Origin of the sequence: Spiroplasma ixodetis (assembly GCF_040369795.1) — a bacterium.
GTDB classification, from domain to species: Bacteria; Bacillota_I; Bacilli_A; order Mycoplasmatales; family VBWQ01; genus Spiroplasma_E; species Spiroplasma_E ixodetis_B.
Map to the genome: position 1 here is coordinate 333,478 of NZ_AP028955.1, position 15,480 is coordinate 348,957.

28 protein-coding genes and 1 pseudogene are annotated in these 15,480 nt (G+C 23.7%); 13 read left to right on the forward strand and 16 right to left on the reverse strand.

Going from position 1 to position 15,480, the window contains the following annotated elements; genetic code table 4:
* Positions 1-52: 52 nt before the first annotated feature.
* Both ABWV63_RS02300 and ABWV63_RS02305 read left to right on the forward strand, forming a co-directional pair.
* The gene (locus ABWV63_RS02300; RefSeq protein ID WP_353306648.1) at positions 53-877 is read left to right on the forward strand and encodes an IS630 family transposase; all 825 of its coding nucleotides are present in this window, start codon (positions 53-55) and stop codon (positions 875-877) included.
* Between the two features lie 11 nt (positions 878-888).
* Positions 889-1,290 (forward strand): transposase, encoded by a 402-nt coding sequence (locus tag ABWV63_RS02305; protein WP_353306649.1) that lies wholly within the window; start codon positions 889-891, stop codon positions 1,288-1,290.
* 92 nt (positions 1,291-1,382) lie between these two features.
* Here the strand turns inward: ABWV63_RS02305 and ABWV63_RS02310 are convergent, their stop codons facing one another.
* Positions 1,383-1,766, reverse strand: a complete 384-nt coding sequence (locus tag ABWV63_RS02310; protein WP_353306650.1) for a transposase — start codon at positions 1,764-1,766, stop codon at positions 1,383-1,385.
* A gap of 249 nt (positions 1,767-2,015) precedes the next feature.
* Here ABWV63_RS02310 and ABWV63_RS02315 point away from each other — a divergent pair, with 249 nt between their 5' ends.
* Both ABWV63_RS02315 and ABWV63_RS02320 read left to right on the forward strand, forming a co-directional pair.
* Positions 2,016-2,909, forward strand: coding sequence for an IS630 family transposase (locus ABWV63_RS02315; protein WP_353306651.1), 894 nt, complete (start codon positions 2,016-2,018; stop codon positions 2,907-2,909).
* Positions 2,866-3,000 (forward strand): hypothetical protein, encoded by a 135-nt coding sequence (locus tag ABWV63_RS02320; RefSeq protein WP_353306426.1) that lies wholly within the window; start codon positions 2,866-2,868, stop codon positions 2,998-3,000. Before ABWV63_RS02315 ends, ABWV63_RS02320 begins: the two co-directional genes overlap by 44 nt.
* On the opposite strand, the gene ABWV63_RS02325 is transcribed toward ABWV63_RS02320, so the two are convergent.
* The 6 genes from ABWV63_RS02325 to ABWV63_RS02350 all read right to left on the reverse strand — a co-directional run bounded on the left by ABWV63_RS02325 (position 2,993) and on the right by ABWV63_RS02350 (position 5,916).
* Positions 2,993-3,250 carry a transposase gene (locus ABWV63_RS02325; RefSeq protein ID WP_353306652.1) on the reverse strand — a complete coding sequence of 86 codons (258 nt, stop codon included), beginning with the start codon at positions 3,248-3,250 and terminating at the stop codon, positions 2,993-2,995. The genes ABWV63_RS02320 and ABWV63_RS02325 overlap by 8 nt on opposite strands.
* A gap of 6 nt (positions 3,251-3,256) precedes the next feature.
* Complete coding sequence (locus ABWV63_RS02330) at positions 3,257-3,976, reverse strand: IS256 family transposase (RefSeq protein ID WP_353306653.1); 720 nt, start codon at positions 3,974-3,976, stop codon at positions 3,257-3,259.
* A 432-nt stretch (positions 3,977-4,408) separates the two neighbouring features.
* Positions 4,409-4,669: a transposase family protein gene (locus tag ABWV63_RS02335; protein WP_353305623.1), complete on the reverse strand. Its 261-nt coding sequence runs from the start codon at positions 4,667-4,669 to the stop codon at positions 4,409-4,411.
* Positions 4,670-4,839: 170 nt separating this feature from the next.
* Positions 4,840-5,262 (reverse strand): transposase family protein, encoded by a 423-nt coding sequence (locus tag ABWV63_RS02340; protein WP_353306654.1) that lies wholly within the window; start codon positions 5,260-5,262, stop codon positions 4,840-4,842.
* Positions 5,263-5,388: 126 nt separating this feature from the next.
* Positions 5,389-5,592: a transposase gene (locus ABWV63_RS02345; protein ID WP_353306655.1), complete on the reverse strand. Its 204-nt coding sequence runs from the start codon at positions 5,590-5,592 to the stop codon at positions 5,389-5,391.
* A gap of 120 nt (positions 5,593-5,712) precedes the next feature.
* Entirely contained in the window at positions 5,713-5,916 is a 204-nt protein-coding gene (locus ABWV63_RS02350) for a transposase (RefSeq protein WP_353306656.1), read from the reverse strand.
* A gap of 94 nt (positions 5,917-6,010) precedes the next feature.
* On the opposite strand from ABWV63_RS02350, the gene ABWV63_RS02355 reads away from it, so the two are divergent.
* Positions 6,011-6,139: a hypothetical protein gene (locus ABWV63_RS02355; RefSeq protein WP_353306657.1), complete on the forward strand. Its 129-nt coding sequence runs from the start codon at positions 6,011-6,013 to the stop codon at positions 6,137-6,139.
* A 64-nt stretch (positions 6,140-6,203) separates the two neighbouring features.
* Here the strand turns inward: ABWV63_RS02355 and ABWV63_RS02360 are convergent, their stop codons facing one another.
* Positions 6,204-6,548 carry a hypothetical protein gene (locus ABWV63_RS02360; protein WP_353306658.1) on the reverse strand — a complete coding sequence of 115 codons (345 nt, stop codon included), beginning with the start codon at positions 6,546-6,548 and terminating at the stop codon, positions 6,204-6,206.
* A gap of 275 nt (positions 6,549-6,823) precedes the next feature.
* Between ABWV63_RS02360 and ABWV63_RS02365 the strand changes: the two genes are divergently transcribed.
* Positions 6,824-7,294: a transposase gene (locus ABWV63_RS02365; RefSeq protein ID WP_353306659.1), complete on the forward strand. Its 471-nt coding sequence runs from the start codon at positions 6,824-6,826 to the stop codon at positions 7,292-7,294.
* A 222-nt stretch (positions 7,295-7,516) separates the two neighbouring features.
* Here the strand turns inward: ABWV63_RS02365 and rpsD are convergent, their stop codons facing one another.
* The 5 genes from rpsD to ABWV63_RS02390 all read right to left on the reverse strand — a co-directional run bounded on the left by rpsD (position 7,517) and on the right by ABWV63_RS02390 (position 10,299).
* Entirely contained in the window at positions 7,517-8,128 is a 612-nt protein-coding gene (gene rpsD, locus ABWV63_RS02370) for a 30S ribosomal protein S4 (RefSeq protein ID WP_353306660.1), read from the reverse strand.
* 335 nt (positions 8,129-8,463) lie between these two features.
* On the reverse strand, positions 8,464-8,679 hold the full coding sequence (locus ABWV63_RS02375; RefSeq protein WP_353306661.1) for a BspA family leucine-rich repeat surface protein: 216 nt from the start codon (positions 8,677-8,679) through the stop codon (positions 8,464-8,466).
* A gap of 299 nt (positions 8,680-8,978) precedes the next feature.
* On the reverse strand, positions 8,979-9,350 hold the full coding sequence (locus ABWV63_RS02380) for a transposase (protein WP_353306662.1): 372 nt from the start codon (positions 9,348-9,350) through the stop codon (positions 8,979-8,981).
* Positions 9,351-9,428: 78 nt separating this feature from the next.
* The gene (locus ABWV63_RS02385; protein ID WP_353306663.1) at positions 9,429-9,899 is read right to left on the reverse strand and encodes an IS630 family transposase; all 471 of its coding nucleotides are present in this window, start codon (positions 9,897-9,899) and stop codon (positions 9,429-9,431) included.
* Between the two features lie 40 nt (positions 9,900-9,939).
* Positions 9,940-10,299, reverse strand: coding sequence for an IS630 transposase-related protein (locus tag ABWV63_RS02390; protein WP_353306664.1), 360 nt, complete (start codon positions 10,297-10,299; stop codon positions 9,940-9,942).
* 127 nt (positions 10,300-10,426) lie between these two features.
* Between ABWV63_RS02390 and ABWV63_RS02395 the strand changes: the two genes are divergently transcribed.
* The 5 genes from ABWV63_RS02395 (at position 10,427) to ABWV63_RS02415 (ending at position 13,370) form a co-directional block, all read left to right on the forward strand.
* Positions 10,427-10,633, forward strand: a complete 207-nt coding sequence (locus ABWV63_RS02395) for a hypothetical protein (protein ID WP_353306665.1) — start codon at positions 10,427-10,429, stop codon at positions 10,631-10,633.
* A gap of 41 nt (positions 10,634-10,674) precedes the next feature.
* A complete protein-coding gene (locus ABWV63_RS02400) occupies positions 10,675-10,923 on the forward strand; it encodes an IS3 family transposase (protein WP_353306666.1) in 249 nt (82 codons plus the stop codon).
* An 82-nt stretch (positions 10,924-11,005) separates the two neighbouring features.
* On the forward strand, positions 11,006-12,244 hold the full coding sequence (locus ABWV63_RS02405; protein ID WP_353306667.1) for an IS256 family transposase: 1,239 nt from the start codon (positions 11,006-11,008) through the stop codon (positions 12,242-12,244).
* 178 nt (positions 12,245-12,422) lie between these two features.
* Positions 12,423-12,800, forward strand: a complete 378-nt coding sequence (locus ABWV63_RS02410) for a transposase (protein WP_353306668.1) — start codon at positions 12,423-12,425, stop codon at positions 12,798-12,800.
* Positions 12,801-12,824: 24 nt separating this feature from the next.
* Positions 12,825-13,370 carry a hypothetical protein gene (locus ABWV63_RS02415; RefSeq protein WP_353306669.1) on the forward strand — a complete coding sequence of 182 codons (546 nt, stop codon included), beginning with the start codon at positions 12,825-12,827 and terminating at the stop codon, positions 13,368-13,370.
* A 74-nt stretch (positions 13,371-13,444) separates the two neighbouring features.
* Here ABWV63_RS02415 and ABWV63_RS02420 read toward each other — a convergent pair.
* Together ABWV63_RS02420 and ABWV63_RS02425 are read right to left on the reverse strand one after the other, a co-directional pair.
* A pseudogene (locus ABWV63_RS02420) lies at positions 13,445-13,780 on the reverse strand (DDE-type integrase/transposase/recombinase); the annotation flags it as partial.
* A 6-nt stretch (positions 13,781-13,786) separates the two neighbouring features.
* Entirely contained in the window at positions 13,787-14,158 is a 372-nt protein-coding gene (locus ABWV63_RS02425; protein ID WP_353306670.1) for an IS3 family transposase, read from the reverse strand.
* A 321-nt stretch (positions 14,159-14,479) separates the two neighbouring features.
* Here ABWV63_RS02425 and ABWV63_RS02430 point away from each other — a divergent pair, with 321 nt between their 5' ends.
* Positions 14,480-14,827, forward strand: a complete 348-nt coding sequence (locus tag ABWV63_RS02430; RefSeq protein WP_353306671.1) for an IS630 transposase-related protein — start codon at positions 14,480-14,482, stop codon at positions 14,825-14,827.
* Positions 14,828-14,891: 64 nt separating this feature from the next.
* Positions 14,892-15,257, forward strand: coding sequence for a transposase (locus tag ABWV63_RS02435; RefSeq protein WP_353306672.1), 366 nt, complete (start codon positions 14,892-14,894; stop codon positions 15,255-15,257).
* Here ABWV63_RS02435 and ABWV63_RS02440 read toward each other — a convergent pair.
* Complete coding sequence (locus ABWV63_RS02440) at positions 15,250-15,381, reverse strand: transposase (RefSeq protein ID WP_353306673.1); 132 nt, start codon at positions 15,379-15,381, stop codon at positions 15,250-15,252. The two genes, ABWV63_RS02435 and ABWV63_RS02440, sit on opposite strands and share 8 nt — an antisense overlap.
* Between the last annotated feature and the right edge of the window lie 99 nt (positions 15,382-15,480).

A 15,480-nucleotide genomic window follows, 5' to 3' on the forward strand; every position in this document is an offset into this window, starting at 1 on the left:
ATAAAGTGAAGACTTACGAAGAAAAGCAATAGAAGCCTATGAAAGTAAAAACATGAAAATTAAAGAAATTTGTAAAGTGTTCAATATTACTAGAAAGACTTTATTCTTATGAAGAAAAAGAAAAAAAGAAACTGGGCATATAAAACCAATTTTGAATTATCAAAAAGGACATAGCCACAAAATAAAGGATTTAGATGAATTAAAAAATTATTTAGCGCAAAATAAAGATGTTGCAGTCCAAAAAGTGATTGAAAAATTTGGTGATATGACTAAAGAAACAGTTTATAACTATTTCAAAAAACTAAATTATACATATAAAAAAACTTTTCTATATGAACAAAGAGATAAAAACAAACAAGAAGATTTTTTAAAAGAAATAGCTAAAATAATGAATGAAGATTTAGTATATATTGATGAATCTGGAATTGATGATAATGAATTTTATAAATATGGTTGATCTGAAAAAGGTAAAAGATTATTTGATAATAAACCCGCATATAAAATAAAAAGAATGAGTATAATTGGTTCACTAAATAAAGGTAAATTAAAATCCCTATGAGCATTTGAAGGGCATTGCAACAGTAAAATTTTTGAATCATATGTAAAAAATATACTAATTCCAGTATTAAAGCGTGGACAAATTATAGTTTTAGATAATGCAACGTTTCATAAATCTAAATTAACACAACAATTAATTGAAAATGCTGGATGCAAACTATTATTTCTTCCGCCATATTCTCCTAATTTAAATCCAATTGAACATTTTTGATTTGCTATAAAACATAATATAAGAAAAATATTACCAAATTATTGGCCAAATATTAAAAAAGCGATTGATGTTGTTTTTCAAGATATGAGTAAACATTACTTTAGTTAGCTATAACAGGAATGTCAGAAGCAATACAATCAGTTTATCCTAAAACCGAACATCAATTATGCATAGTTCATCAAATTAGAAATAGTTTAAAATATGTTTCATACAAACATAGAAAATCACTAGTTACAGATTTAAAACCAATTTATAGTGCATGTAGTGAAGAACAAGCAATGCAAGCTTTAGAATCTTTTGAAAGTAAATGAAATAAACAATATCCTCAAATTGCTAAATCATGATATAAAAATTGAGGTAATTTAATGGTTTTTATTAGTTATCCTACAGAAATCAAAAGAGTGATTTATACAACAAATGCTATTGAATCTGTTAATAGTCAATTACGAAAAGTTATTAGAAATAAAAAAGTTTTTCCAAATGATATGGCAGTTTTTAAAATATTTTACTTAGCAATTTAAAATATAACAAAAAAATGAACACCGCCCATTCAAAATTGAAATACAGCAATTGCTCATTTTATGATAAAATTTGAAGATAGAATTAATCTAAACTAGTAACTTTGTAAAAAGATACACATATTTTTAAAAAGCCTATCAAAACCATCAAATCTTCTTTGTCTTTTTGCAACTATTACTGGCTCAAAATTACTATTAATATCTCGTGGTACATTAATCTCAATTTTACCTTGTTGGGTTATTAATTTTTTTGAATTTATACCATTACGAGCATTTTCACTAGTATTATGTTGATTTTTTTCATATCCTAAATAATTTTGCATTTCAGAATTCAACATTTTTTCAACTAATCTTTTTTTTAATTCTTTATATAAACCTCCCTCTTTAAAAACTGTTGTTAAATCTTCAGTATTTTCTAATAATAAATCTACTGCTTTTGATATTGCATCATTATTATTAATATTTTGTTTTTTAGACATACGTAACTCACTCTTTCTAGTTATTTAATTTTATTTACTAGAATTAATTAAACATAGTTATTTTTGTAAGTTACACAGATCACTAAACATTACCTCCAATTGAACATTTTTGATTTGCTATAAAACATATAGCTAACTAAAGTAATGTTTACTTATAAATAATGTAAAATAATAATATGTAATTTAAACAGTTTTTGAATTTAAAAGTACAATTCAGCAATATTTAAAATAGATTAGGAAGATTAAATTATGCCGAAACCATACAGTGAAGACTTACGAAGAAAAGTAATAGAAGCCTATGAAAGTAAAAACATGAAAATTAAAGAAATTTGTAAAGTGTTCAATATTACTAGAAAGACTTTATTCTTATGAAGAAAAAGAAAAAAAGAAACTGGGCATATAAAACCAATTTTGAATTATCAAAAAGGACATAGCCACAAAATAAATGATTTAGATGAATTAAAAAATTATTTAGCGCAAAATAAAGATGTTACAGTTCAAAAAGTAATTGAAAAATTTGGTGATATGACTAAAGAAACAGTTTATAACTATTTCAAAAAACTAAATTATACATATAAAAAAACTTTTCTATATGAACAAAGAGATAAAAACAAACAAGAATATTTTTTAAAAGAAATAGCTAAAATAATGAATGAAGATTTAGTATATATTGATGAATCTGGAATTGATGATAATGAATTTTATAAATATGGTTGATCTGAAAAAGGTAAAAGATTATTTGATAATAAACCCGCATATAAAATAAAAAGAATGAGTATAATTAGTTCGCTAAATAAAGGTAAATTAAAAGCCCTATGAGCATTTGAAGGACATTGCAACAGTAAAATTTTTGAATCATATGTAAAAAATATACTAATTGCAGTATTAAAGCGTGGACAAATTATAGTTTTAGATAATGCAACGTTTCATAAATCTAAATTAACACAACAATTAATTGAAAATGCTGGATGCAAACTATTATTTCTTCCGCCATATTCTCTTAATTTAAATCCAATTGAACATTTTTGATTTGCTATAAAACATAATATAAGAAAAATATTACCAAATTATTGACCAAATATTAAAAAAGCGATTGATTTTGTTTTTCAAGATATGAGTAAACATTACTTTAGTTATCTATAATATAAGAAAAATATTACCAAATTATTGACCAAATATTAAAAAAGCTATTGATTTTGTTTTTCAAGATATGAGTAAACATTACTTTAGTTAGTTATATTTTCAATTGCTAAGTAAAATATTTTAAAAACTGCCATATCATTTGGAAAAACTTTTTTATTTCTAATAACTTTTCGTAATTGACTATTAACAGATTCGATAGCATTTTTTGTATAAATCACTCTTTTGATTTCTGCAGGATAACTAATAAAAACCATTAAATTATCTCAATTTTTATATCATGATTTAGTAATTTGAGGATATTTTTTATTTCATTTACTTTCAAAAGATTCTAAAGCCTGCATTGCTTGTTATTCACTACATGCACTATAAATTGGTTTTAAATCTGTAACTAGCGATTTTCTATGTTTGTATGAAACATATTTTAAACTATTTCTAATTTGATGAACTATGCATAATTGATGTTTGGTTTTAGGATAAACTGATTGTATTGCTTCTGACATTCCTGTTAAATTGTCACTACAAGCAATAATAATATCATTTAAGCCTCGATTTTTCATTTCTGTGAAATTAGATAATCAAAACTTAGAACCTTCATTTTCACTAATTCATAAACCTAAAATATCTTTTTTACCTTCTAAATCAACTCCTAGTGCTATATAAACTGATTTGTTAATAATGAGTTTATCTTGTCGTACTTTAACTACTATACAATCAAAATAAACAATCGGATAAACACTTTCTAATGGCCGATTTTGTCATGCTTTAACATCATCAATAACATCATCAGTAATTTGACTAATAACACTTTCACTAATATCAGCACCATGATATAACTCTTGTAACTGCATTCTAATATCTGATAAAGTCATGCCTTTGGCATATAATGAAAGAACTTGTTGATCAAAACCATCAAATCTTCTTTGTCTTTTTGCAACTATTACTGGTTCAAAATTACTATTACGATCTCGTGGTACATTAATCTCAATTTTGCCTTGTTGGGTTATTAATTTTTTTGAATTTATACCATTGCGAGCATTATCAATATTATTATGTTGATTTTTTTTCATATCCTAAATAATTTTGCATTTCAGAATTCAACATTTTTTCAACTAATCTTTTTGTTAATTCTTTATATAAACCTCCCTCTTTAAAAACTGTTGTTAAATCTTCAGTATTTTCTAGTAATAAATCTACTGCTTTTTATATTGGATCATTATTATTAATATTTTGTTTTTTAGACATACGTAACTCACTCTTTCTAGTTATTTAATTTTATTTACTAGAATTAATTAAACATAAGACATATTCCGTAAATAAATTTAATCAATTGTCAATAATAATATTTATAAATTTTTTATTGTTAATAATTATAGAAGTTAATATTTTTAAAAAAATACTTTAAAAATAAATTTATATTTCAAACACAAAAATTGTTAATATTATTTTTATATTAACTTGATAAAAATTTAAATTTTTAAAAAAATATTTTTAATATTTTTTTATTTTAATGGTTTTGTTTTATTAAAAATTTCACAAAGTAAGTTAAATCTTAAGTACATAAGTCTAAATATACTTTTTCTACATTTATTTATTAAAATTTTGAATCTTTTTAATCAAGCAAAAACATGTTCAACTTTAATTCTAATTTTTGAAATAATTTTATTGTAGATTTTTTCTTGTTTAGTTAATTTTTTATTTTTAGTTTTTTTAATTGGTAATATAGTATTTTTATAAATATTTTGTATTCCTTGATATCCCAAATCACCAATAATTATTGTTTTTTCTGAAAATTAAAGATTTGAATTTTTTAATATTTGAAAATCATGTACTTTTCCATTATCAGCAAAAATATCAAAAATTTTTTTATTAAAAAAGTCATATATAATTTTAAATTTTATAGAAAACATTCAACTTTTACCAGAAAAATATTCTAACTGTAGTTTTTTTTAGTTGGTCTTTCAATTTCAATTTCAGTTGAATCAATTAAATAAAATTGAAATTCATTTAAATCTTCTTGTTTTTTCTCAATTTTTGATTTATATTTTGTTTTTAAAAACTGATAATCTTTGTCATCACTAAGTTTATTTTCTACTCAAGTAATATTTCGAAAACAACTTGATGCACTCATTTTATATTTAATAATCATTTGGAAAAAAGTATAATATTCTTTTCAGTATACTAAAGTCATCATCAAGCTTTCTTCAACTGAAAGTTTATATTTTCTAACTTTAGTTTTTTTTAAATTTTCTATTTCAATTAATTTTGTTAACATTTCATCAAAATGAAAACGTTTTATACCAAAATATCTACAAAATTGTTCATTTTTTAATTTTTTTAAATTTTCAAAATTCATTTTTATCAACACCTTATTAATTTATTAATAAAGAAATTATAAAATAAATTTTAAATTATTAATTGACTTTTAAAAAATTTATTTACGGAATATGTCTATAGTTATTTTTGTAAGTTACACAGATTACTAAACATTACCAATTTTTCGTCTTGATAAATTAATTTTCTTTTCTTTTAGAACAACTTTTAATCTTCTTGTTCCATAAGCTTCTTTATTTTCTTTAAAAGCACTAATAACAGCTTCATCATACATATTATTTTGAATTTTATCTTCTTTTTTCTTGAAATTAAAATAATATGTTGATTTAGAGATTTTTAAAAAACGACACATTGTACGAATTTTATATTTAACTTTATTTTTAGTAATAATTTCTATTTTCTGCCTATTATTAGTGCTGCTTGCTTTAAAATATCATTTTCCATTCGTAACTGTTTTAATTCTTTTCTTAATTTATCCAATTAATACGTTTTCTTCAACAGAACGGTTATCTTTAGTTTTAAAACTGCCTGAATTAGTAAATTGCTTAATTCAATTATAAGTAGCTGCTCTTGTAACATTGTACTCTTCAGCAAGACAAGACACTGACTTACCACTTTGATATAAAGCTACTATTTGTTTTTTAAATTCATCTGAATATGAGTTAATATTGGCCATAATTATAATTCCTTTCTTTTAACTAATTTGTTCACTTGTCTACGTAATTAGTGTCCAATAAATTGTAACCCATCCAGAACCTAATAATCCTGACTTGCAAACAAGAATTAATCAAATTTTAGAAAATGGTCCAATAAGACAACAAAATTTTATCGATGCAGCAAATCAAGAACATATTCCTAATAATAGTAATGGTTCAAATAGTTTTCTTAATGCTATATAATATGAACTTATATTAAGATCATTATTTATAGAGAACATGTAAAAGTTACCCCAAAGGGTAACTTTTACAATATTTTATTTTTTATTAAATCAATAGTATTTTCTACTTGTTTATTATTAATTTCTTTTTTATTTTTTATCTTAATAAATCGATAAGTACTAACGATTAAAAAGCTTATATAAATTAAATAAGATATCGTTAGTACTGATATTAGTAAAATATTGTCATAATAATTTTTAGTAAAAAATGAAAATACGTTACTAAAAATTAAAGGAATTATAGCTATTCATAAAATTAAATATTTCTTTTTATTTTTTTTATTAATTCCTAATCAACCAATAGCTGTTATGATAAAAGCTATTACAAAAGTAATACTAACTATTTTTTCAGAAATTTCATTTTTAATCATTTTTATTTTTCCTTTCTTCATCTATAATTAACATTATATCATTTTATTTAATTGACATAGTAGTAGGAGAAAAATTAATTGTTAGTTTTGTTTTAAGGAAATTTATTGATAGATAATTAATTTATATTTTATTTTTTCAAAAACAAAAAAATGATAAATGCTTTTATTGATATTTATCATCTAAAAAATAAAGGAAATTATCCCCACATGTACTAGTGTGGAGGAAAAAATGAATTTAAATAATTTTTCAATAGCATATTTCAAAATGAAAACGATTGTTTGAAATATATAGCGAAGTTGAAAGTAATGAAATGTATCTTTCACATGCAGGTTTTATTCAACAAGGAAGATCCTTGTTGAATAAAACCTTGATTGTTGGAGTTTATGAGAAAACCAGCAACAAACTAATTGTGAAAGTATTGAAAAAAGCAGATGAGAAAAACCTTTTATGATTTGCATTGAAACACATTTCTACTGGGTGTTGTCTATTTACGGATTCTTGGAAGGGATATGTAATTTTCAAAAACTTCTATCACAAACATGAAATCGTAAATCATGAAGTTGGGTATGCGTCATCAACAGGTGTAAACACAAACCAGATTGAATCTTCATGAAAACACATCCGACGAACTTTCCGAAAACACATAAAAGTTTCAAAACACAATATTCATTTATATGCAAAAGAAGCTGCATATAAATTCAATAAGATACCTAGTTTTGAAACTATAATTTTGTGTTTGATTTAGATACATGTGGGGATAATTTCCTAGATAGGCTTTTATCTCCATTTATGTGATAAAATTTAAAAATAGTACATAGAGGGATAAAAGGGGACTTTCCTAAAAACTGTGTTTTTTAAATAAATTTTAGTTGTAAAATCACTAAGTTACACAGATTACTAAACATTACCGATAAACCAAAATAAATCTGTTATCAGTTGATAACAGATTTTAAATTAATTATTAATTTTAAGCACGTCCATATGATTCAACAACTAATGCTTCATTAATATCAGTATTTAGTTCGTCACGTAGTGGATGACGTACATATGTACCAATAAATGTTTTTTTATTGAATTCAATAAATGGTAATGTTGAAGCGTTAGCGCTTAATGCTTCAACAATTTTTGCATTTTTTTGTGCTTTTTCAGTAATAGTAATTTTATCTCCTATTTTAACACGATATGAAGGAATATTAACTTTTTTACCATTAACTAAAACATGACCATGATTTACTAATTGACGAGCGCCTTTTCTTGTTAAAGATAAACCTAAACGAAAAAAAATATTATCTAATCTTGATTCTAAGAATACCAACAAGTTAGTACCAGTAACGCCATGAGTTTTTTTTGATTCATCAAATAAATTTTTCATTTGACGAGCATTTAAACCATAAGTGAAACGAATTTTTTGTTTTTCTTGTAATTGTAATCCATAGTTAGAAAGTTTAATTCTTTTTTGACCGTGTTGTCCAGGAGCGAATGTTCGCTTTTTTCCCTTTGCAAATTCTTTACCAGATTCAAGAATTGAGAAGTTTAATCTTCTTGATTTTCTAAAAACTGGACCAGTATATCTTGACATAATAAAAACCTCCTTGGAATGTACACAAACACAAAGAGACTTTAATAAGTTCTCATTAAGATAGTTTACAATTCGCCAGAACAGCACTGGTTACTATTAAGATTAATAGAAAATTCTACTAATAAAAAGAATAATCTTTGAGGGTAAACTATTTGCAACTTAATAATACTTATTTGCTGCTTTCGTGAATGCTTGTTAATTATAGGATAAGTAATGTTATTTGTCAAATATTATTTTTTCATTTTTACAATTAAATATCATTAAATTTTAGTTATTATTTTTTTTAAAAAATAATTTAAATTTATATAATAAAATTTAGTATTTAACTTAAAAAGTTAGTTATTGAATTTTGGCATTTTTTTGATATCAGTTATTCCTGGATTCCAGAAAAAATCAATATATTCTATTACTTTTTCTACTCTTCAAACTGAAATATCTTGATTAAATTTTTTTGCATCATAGAACATAAAATTCATATCTTTTACATTAGAAGTATCTCAATCTGAAAGATCTTGATTAAATTTTTCGGCACCAGCAAACATACTACGCATGTCTATTACTTTTTCTACATTTCATTTCGAAAGATCTGGATGGGTTACACTTTATTGGACACTAATTACGTAGACAAGTGAACAAATTAGTTAAAAGAAAGGAATTATAATTATGGCCAATATTAACTCATATTCAGATGAATTTAAAAAACAAATAGTAGCTTTATATCAAAGTGGTGTAGCTAACTAAAGTAATGTTTACTCATATCTTGAAAAACAAAATCAATCGCTTTTTTAATATTTGGTCAATAATTTGGTAATATTTTTCTTATATTATGTTTTATAGCAAATCAAAAATGTTAAATTGGATTTAAATTAGGAGAATATGGCGGAAGAAATAATAGTTTGCATCCAGTATTTTCAATTAATTGTTGTGTTAATTTAGATTTATGAAACGTTGCATTATCTAAAACTATAATTTGTCCACGCTTTAATACTGGAATTAGTATATTTTTTACATATCATTCAAAAATTTTACTGTTGCAATGTCCTTCAAATGCTCATAGGGCTTTTAATTTACCTTTATTTAGCGAACCAATTATACTCATTCTTCTTATTTTATATGCTGGTTTATTATCAAATAATCTTTTACCTTTTTCAGATAAACCATATTTATAAAATTCATTATAATCAATTCCAGATTCATCAATATATACTAAATCTTCATTCATTATTTTAGCTATTTATTTTAAAAAATATTATTGTTTATTTTTATCTCTTTGTTCGTATATAGCTAACTAAAGTAATGTTTACTCATATCTTGAAAAAAAATCAATCGCTTTTTTAATATTTGGTCAATAATTTGGTAATATTTTTCTTATATTATGTTTTATAGCAAATCAAAAATGTTCAATTGGATTTAAATTAGGAGAATATGGTGGAAGAAATAATAGTTTGCATCCAGCATTTTCAATTAATTGTTGTGTTAATTTAGATTTATGAAACGTTGCATTATCTAAAACTATAATTTGTCCACGCTTTAATACTGGAATTAGTATATTTTTTACATATGATTCAAAAATTTTACTGTTGCAATGTCCTTCAAATGCTCATAGGGCTTTTAATTTACCTTTATTTAGTGAACCAATCATACTCATTCTTTTTATTTTATATGCGGGTTTATTATCAAATAATCTTTTACCTTTTTCAGATCAACCATATTTATAAAATTCATTATCATCAATTCCAGACTCATCAATATATACTAAATCTTCATTCATTATTTTAGCTATTTCTTTTAAAAAATCTTCTTGTTTGTTTTTATCTCTTTGTTCATATAGAAAAGTTTTTTTTATATGTATAATTTAGTTTTTTGAAATAGTTATAAACTGTTTCTTTAGTCATATCACCAAATTTTTCAATCACTTTTTGAACTGTAACATCTTTATTTTGCGCTAAATAATTTTTTAATTCATCTAAATCCTTTATTTTGTGGCTATGTCCTTTTTTATAATTAAAAATCGGTTTTATATGTCCAGTTTCTGTTTTTCTTTTTCTTCATAAGAATAAAGTCTTTCTAGTAATATTGAACACTTTACAAATTTCTTTAATTTTCATGTTTTTACTTTCATAGGCTTCTATTACTTTTCTTCGCAAGTATTCACTGTATGGTTTTGGCATAATTTAATCTTCCTCATCTATTTTAAATATTGCTGAATTGTACTTTTAAATTCAAAAACTGTTTAAATTACATATTATTATTTTACATTATTTATGAGTAAACATTACTTTAGTTAGCTATAAGTCAGTGTCTTGTCTTGCTAAAGAGTACACTGTTACAAGAGCAGCTACTTATAATTGAATTAAGCAATTTACTAATTCAGGCATTTTTAAAACCAAAGATAACCGTTCTGTTCAAGAAAATGAATTAATTAAATTAAGAAAAGAATTAAAACAATTAAGAATGGAAAATGATATTTTAAAGCAAGCAACACTAATAATATGCAGAAAATAGAAATTATTACTAAAAATAAAGTCAAATATAAAATTCGCAAAATGTGTCGTTTTTTAAAAATCTCTAAATCAACATATTATTTTAATTTCAAGAAAAAAGAAGATAAAATTCAAAATAATATGTATGATGAAGCTGTTATTAGTGCTTTTAAAGAAAATAAAGAAGCTTATGGAACAAGAAGATTAAAAGTTGTTCTAAAAGAAAAGAAAATTAATTTATCAAGACGAAAAATTAAAAAAAATATGAATAAACATAATTTAATATCAAAATACACTAAAGGTAATGTTTAGTAATCTGTGTAACTTACAAAAATAACTATGTTTAATTAATTCTAGTAAATAAAATTAAATAAATAGAAAGAGTGAGTTACTTATGTCTAAAAAACAAAATATTAATAATAATGATCCAATATCAAAAGCAGTAGATTTATTACTAGAAAATACTGAAGATTTAACAACAGTTTTTAAAGAGGGAGGTTTATATAAAGAATTAACAAAAAGATTAGTTGAAAAAATGTTGAATTCTGAAATGCAAAATTATTTAGGATATGAAAAAAATCAACATAATACTAGTGAAAATGCTCGCAATGGTATAAGTTCAAAAAAATTAATAACCCAACAAGGTAAAATTGAGATTAATGTACCACGAGATCGTAATAGTAATTTTGAGCCAGTAATAGTTGCAAAAAGACAAAGAAGATTTGATGGTTTTGATCAACAAGTTCTTTCATTATATGCCAAAAGCATGACTTTATCAGATATTAGAATGCAGTTACAAGAGTTATATCATGGTGCTGATATTAGCGAAAGTGTTATTATTCAAATTACTGATGATGTTATTGATGATGTTAAAGAATGACAAAATCGGCCATTAGAAAGTGTTTATCCGATTGTTTATTTTGATTGTATAGTAGTTAAAGTACTACAAGATAAACGCATTATTAACAAATCAGTTTATATAGCACTAGGAGTTGATTTAGAATGTAAAAAAGATTTTTTAGGTTTATGAATTAGTGAAAATGAAGGTTCTAAGTTTTGATTATCTAATTTCACAGAAATGAAAAATCGAGGCTTAAATGATATTCTTATTGCTTGTAGTGACAATTTAACAGGAATTTCAGAAGCGATACAATCAGTTTATCCTAAAACCGAACATCAATTATGAATAGTTCATCAAATTAGAAATAGTTTAAAATGTGTTTCATACAAACATAGAAAATCACTAGTTACAGATTTAAAACCAATTTATAGTGCATGTAGTGAAGAACAAGCAATGCAAGCTTTAGAATCTTTTGAAAGTAAATTAAATAAACAATATCCTCAAATTGCTAAATCATGATATAAAAATTGAGATAATTTAATGGTTTTTATTAGTTATCATGCAGAAATCAAAAGAGTGATTTATACAACAAATGCTATTGAATCTGTTAATAGTCAATTACGAAAAGTTATTAGAAATAAAAAAGTTTTTCCAAATGATATGGCAGTTTTTAAAATATTTTACTTAGCAATTGAAAATATAACAAAAAAATGAACAATGCCCATTCAAAATTGAAATACAGCAATTGCTCATTTTATGATAAAATTTGAAGATAGAATTAATCTAAACTAGTAACTTGGTAAAAAGATACACAGATTTTTAAAAATTTAAATTTTTATCAAGTTAATATAAAAATAATATTAACAATTTTTGCGTTTGAAATATAAATTTATTTTTAAAGTATTTTTTTAAAAATATTAACTTCTATAATTATTAACACTAAAAAATTTATAAATATTATTATTGACAATTGATTAAATTTATTTACGGAATATGTCTACTAAATAAAGGTAAATTAAAAGCCCTATGAGCGTTTGAAGGACATTGCAACAGTAAAATTTTTGAATCATATGTAAAAAATATACTAATTCCAGTATTAAAGCGTGGACAAATTATAGTTTTAGATAATGCAACGTTTCATAAATCTAAATTAACACAACAATTAATTGAAAATGCTGGATGAAAACTATTATTTCTTCCACCATATTCTCCTAATTTAAATCCAATTGAACATTTTTGATTTGCTATAAAACATAATATAAGAAAAATATTACCAAATTATTGACCAAATATTAAAAAAGCGATTGATTTTGTTTTTCAAGATATGAATAAACATTACTTTAGTTAGCTATATATAGCGAAGTTGAAAGTAATGAAATGTATCAGGTGTGCTTCTTCTAGCTTGAATGTTTCTGATTTGAGAAGAATAAGATTTTTGAAATGTAATCAAACATTTAGTATTCTTCATTACACCATTTTTCACAAGTCACAAACACCTTTGACATCTTGGTTTTATCTCATCTTTAGATGAATAAACACAAAGCATCGTATACCATCAACAGATGTTGCAAGGGAATTGGGTGTGACATATAAAACAGGTTGAAGAATTGGTCATGAACTCAGAACTAGAATTTGGAATCAAGATGCAGGGTTCATTGATGATGGCACAGCACAGATGGATGAAATGTATCTTTCACATGTATGTTTTAAAAAACAAGGAAGATCTTTGTTGAATAAAAACTTGATTGTTGGATTTTATGAGAAAACCAGCAACAAACTAATTGTGAAAGTATTGAAAAAAGCAGATGAGAAAAACCTTTTATGATTTGCATTGAAACACATTTCTACTGGGTGTTGTCTATTTACGGATTCTTGTAAGGGTGGAATGGCAATCTTTTTTAGGACTGTTTTTTGGTAGACATTTGTGCTTATGTATTTTATGGTGGTTAAGTAGTTTAGAGTGCTGTGGATTCTTATGTTGTTGTATCAATTGATATAATCAAATAATTCTAATTTTAATGGGATTAATGATGTAAAATTTTTATCATTAATAAATTCTGTTTTGAAAGTTTTGAAAGTTGCTTCAGCAACAGCGTTATCATAAGGACAACCTTTTTTGCTTAAAGAGCGGGTAATATTGAAGGCTAATAAAAGTTTATCAATAGTTTTATTATTAAATTCATTACCGCGATCGCTATGAAATATTTGAATATTTTTTAAACAACGATTTGAGCACATAGACGCTTGATATACTAATGATGCATCTTTTTTAGTACCTACACTATGTCCAATAATTTCGCGATTGTACAGGTCGATTAATAAGCAAATATAGTTTTATTTACCATTAACTTGAACATAAGTTAAATCACTAACAATAACTTCATTTTTAAGCCTATTATTAAAGTCTCTATTAACAAGATTAGTAATTTGACTATCATTGACTTTATTATGATAATTTTTGTATGATAATTTAGTGTATTTTGATATTAAATTATGTTTATTCATAATTTTTTTAATTTTTCGTCTTGATAAATTAATTTTCTTTTCTTTTAGAACAGCTTTTAATCTTCTTGTTCCATAAGCTTCTTTATTTTCTTTAAAAGCACTAATAACAGCTTCATCATACATATTATTTTGAATTTTATCTTCTTTTTTCTTGAAATTAAAATAATATGTTGATTTAGAGATTTTTAAAAAACGACACATTTTACGAATTTTATATTTAACTTTATTTTTAGTAATAATTTCTATTTTCTGCCTATTATTAGTGCTGCTTGCTTTAAAATATCATTTTCCATTCTTAATTGTTTTAAATCTTTTCTTAATTTAATTAATTCATTTTCTTCAACAGAACGGTTATCTTTGGTTTTAAAACTGCCTGAATTAGTAAATTGCTTAATTCAATTATAGCTAACTAAAGTAATGTTTACTCATAAATAATGTAAAATAATAATATGTAATTTAAACAGTTTTTGAATTTAAAAGCACAATTCAGCAATATTTAAAATAGATTAGGAAGATTAAATTATGCCAAAACCATACAGTGAAGACTTACGAAGAAAAGTAATAGAAGCCTATGAAAGTAAAAACATGAAAATTAAAGAAATTTGTAAAGTGTTCAATATTACTAGAAAGACTTTATTCTTATGAAGAAAAAGAAAAAAAGAAACTGGGCATATAAAACCGATTTTTAATTGTCAAAAAGGACATAGCCACAAAACAAAGGATTTAGATGTATTAAAAAATTATTTAGCGCAAAATAAAGATGTTACAGTTCAAAAAGTAATTGAAAAATTTGGTGATATGACTAAAGAAATAGTTTATAACTATTTCAAAAAACTAAATTATACTATCAAAATGCAATGAATTTTATAAATATGCTTGATCTGAAAAAGGTAAAAGATTATTTGATAATAAACCCGCATATAAAATAAAAAAAATGAGTATAATTGGTTCACTAAATAAAGGTAAATTAAAAGCCCTATGAGCATTTGAAGGACATTGCAACAGTAAAATTTTTGAATCATATGTAAAAAATATACTAATTTCAGTATTAAAGCGTGGACAAATTATAGTTTTAGATAATGCAACGTTTCATAAATCTAAATTAACACAACAATTAATTGAAAATGCTGGATGCAAACTATTATTTCTTCCACCATATTCTCCTAATTTAAATCCAATTGAACATTTTTGATTTGCTATAAAACATAATATAAGAAAAATATTACCAAATTATTGGCCAAATATTAAAAAAGCTATTGATTTTGTTTTTCAAGATATGAGTAAACATTACTTTAGTTAGCTATATAAGTAGCTGCTCTTGTAACATTGTACTCTTTAGCAAGACAAGACACTGACTTACCACTTTGATATACAGCTGCTATTTGTTTTTTAAATTCATCTGAATATGAGTTAATATTGGCCATAATTATAATTCCTTTCTTTTAACTAATTTGTGCACTTGTCTACGTAATTAGTGTCCAATAAAGTGTAACCAATCCAGGGATATGGAAGTTTAAAAAACT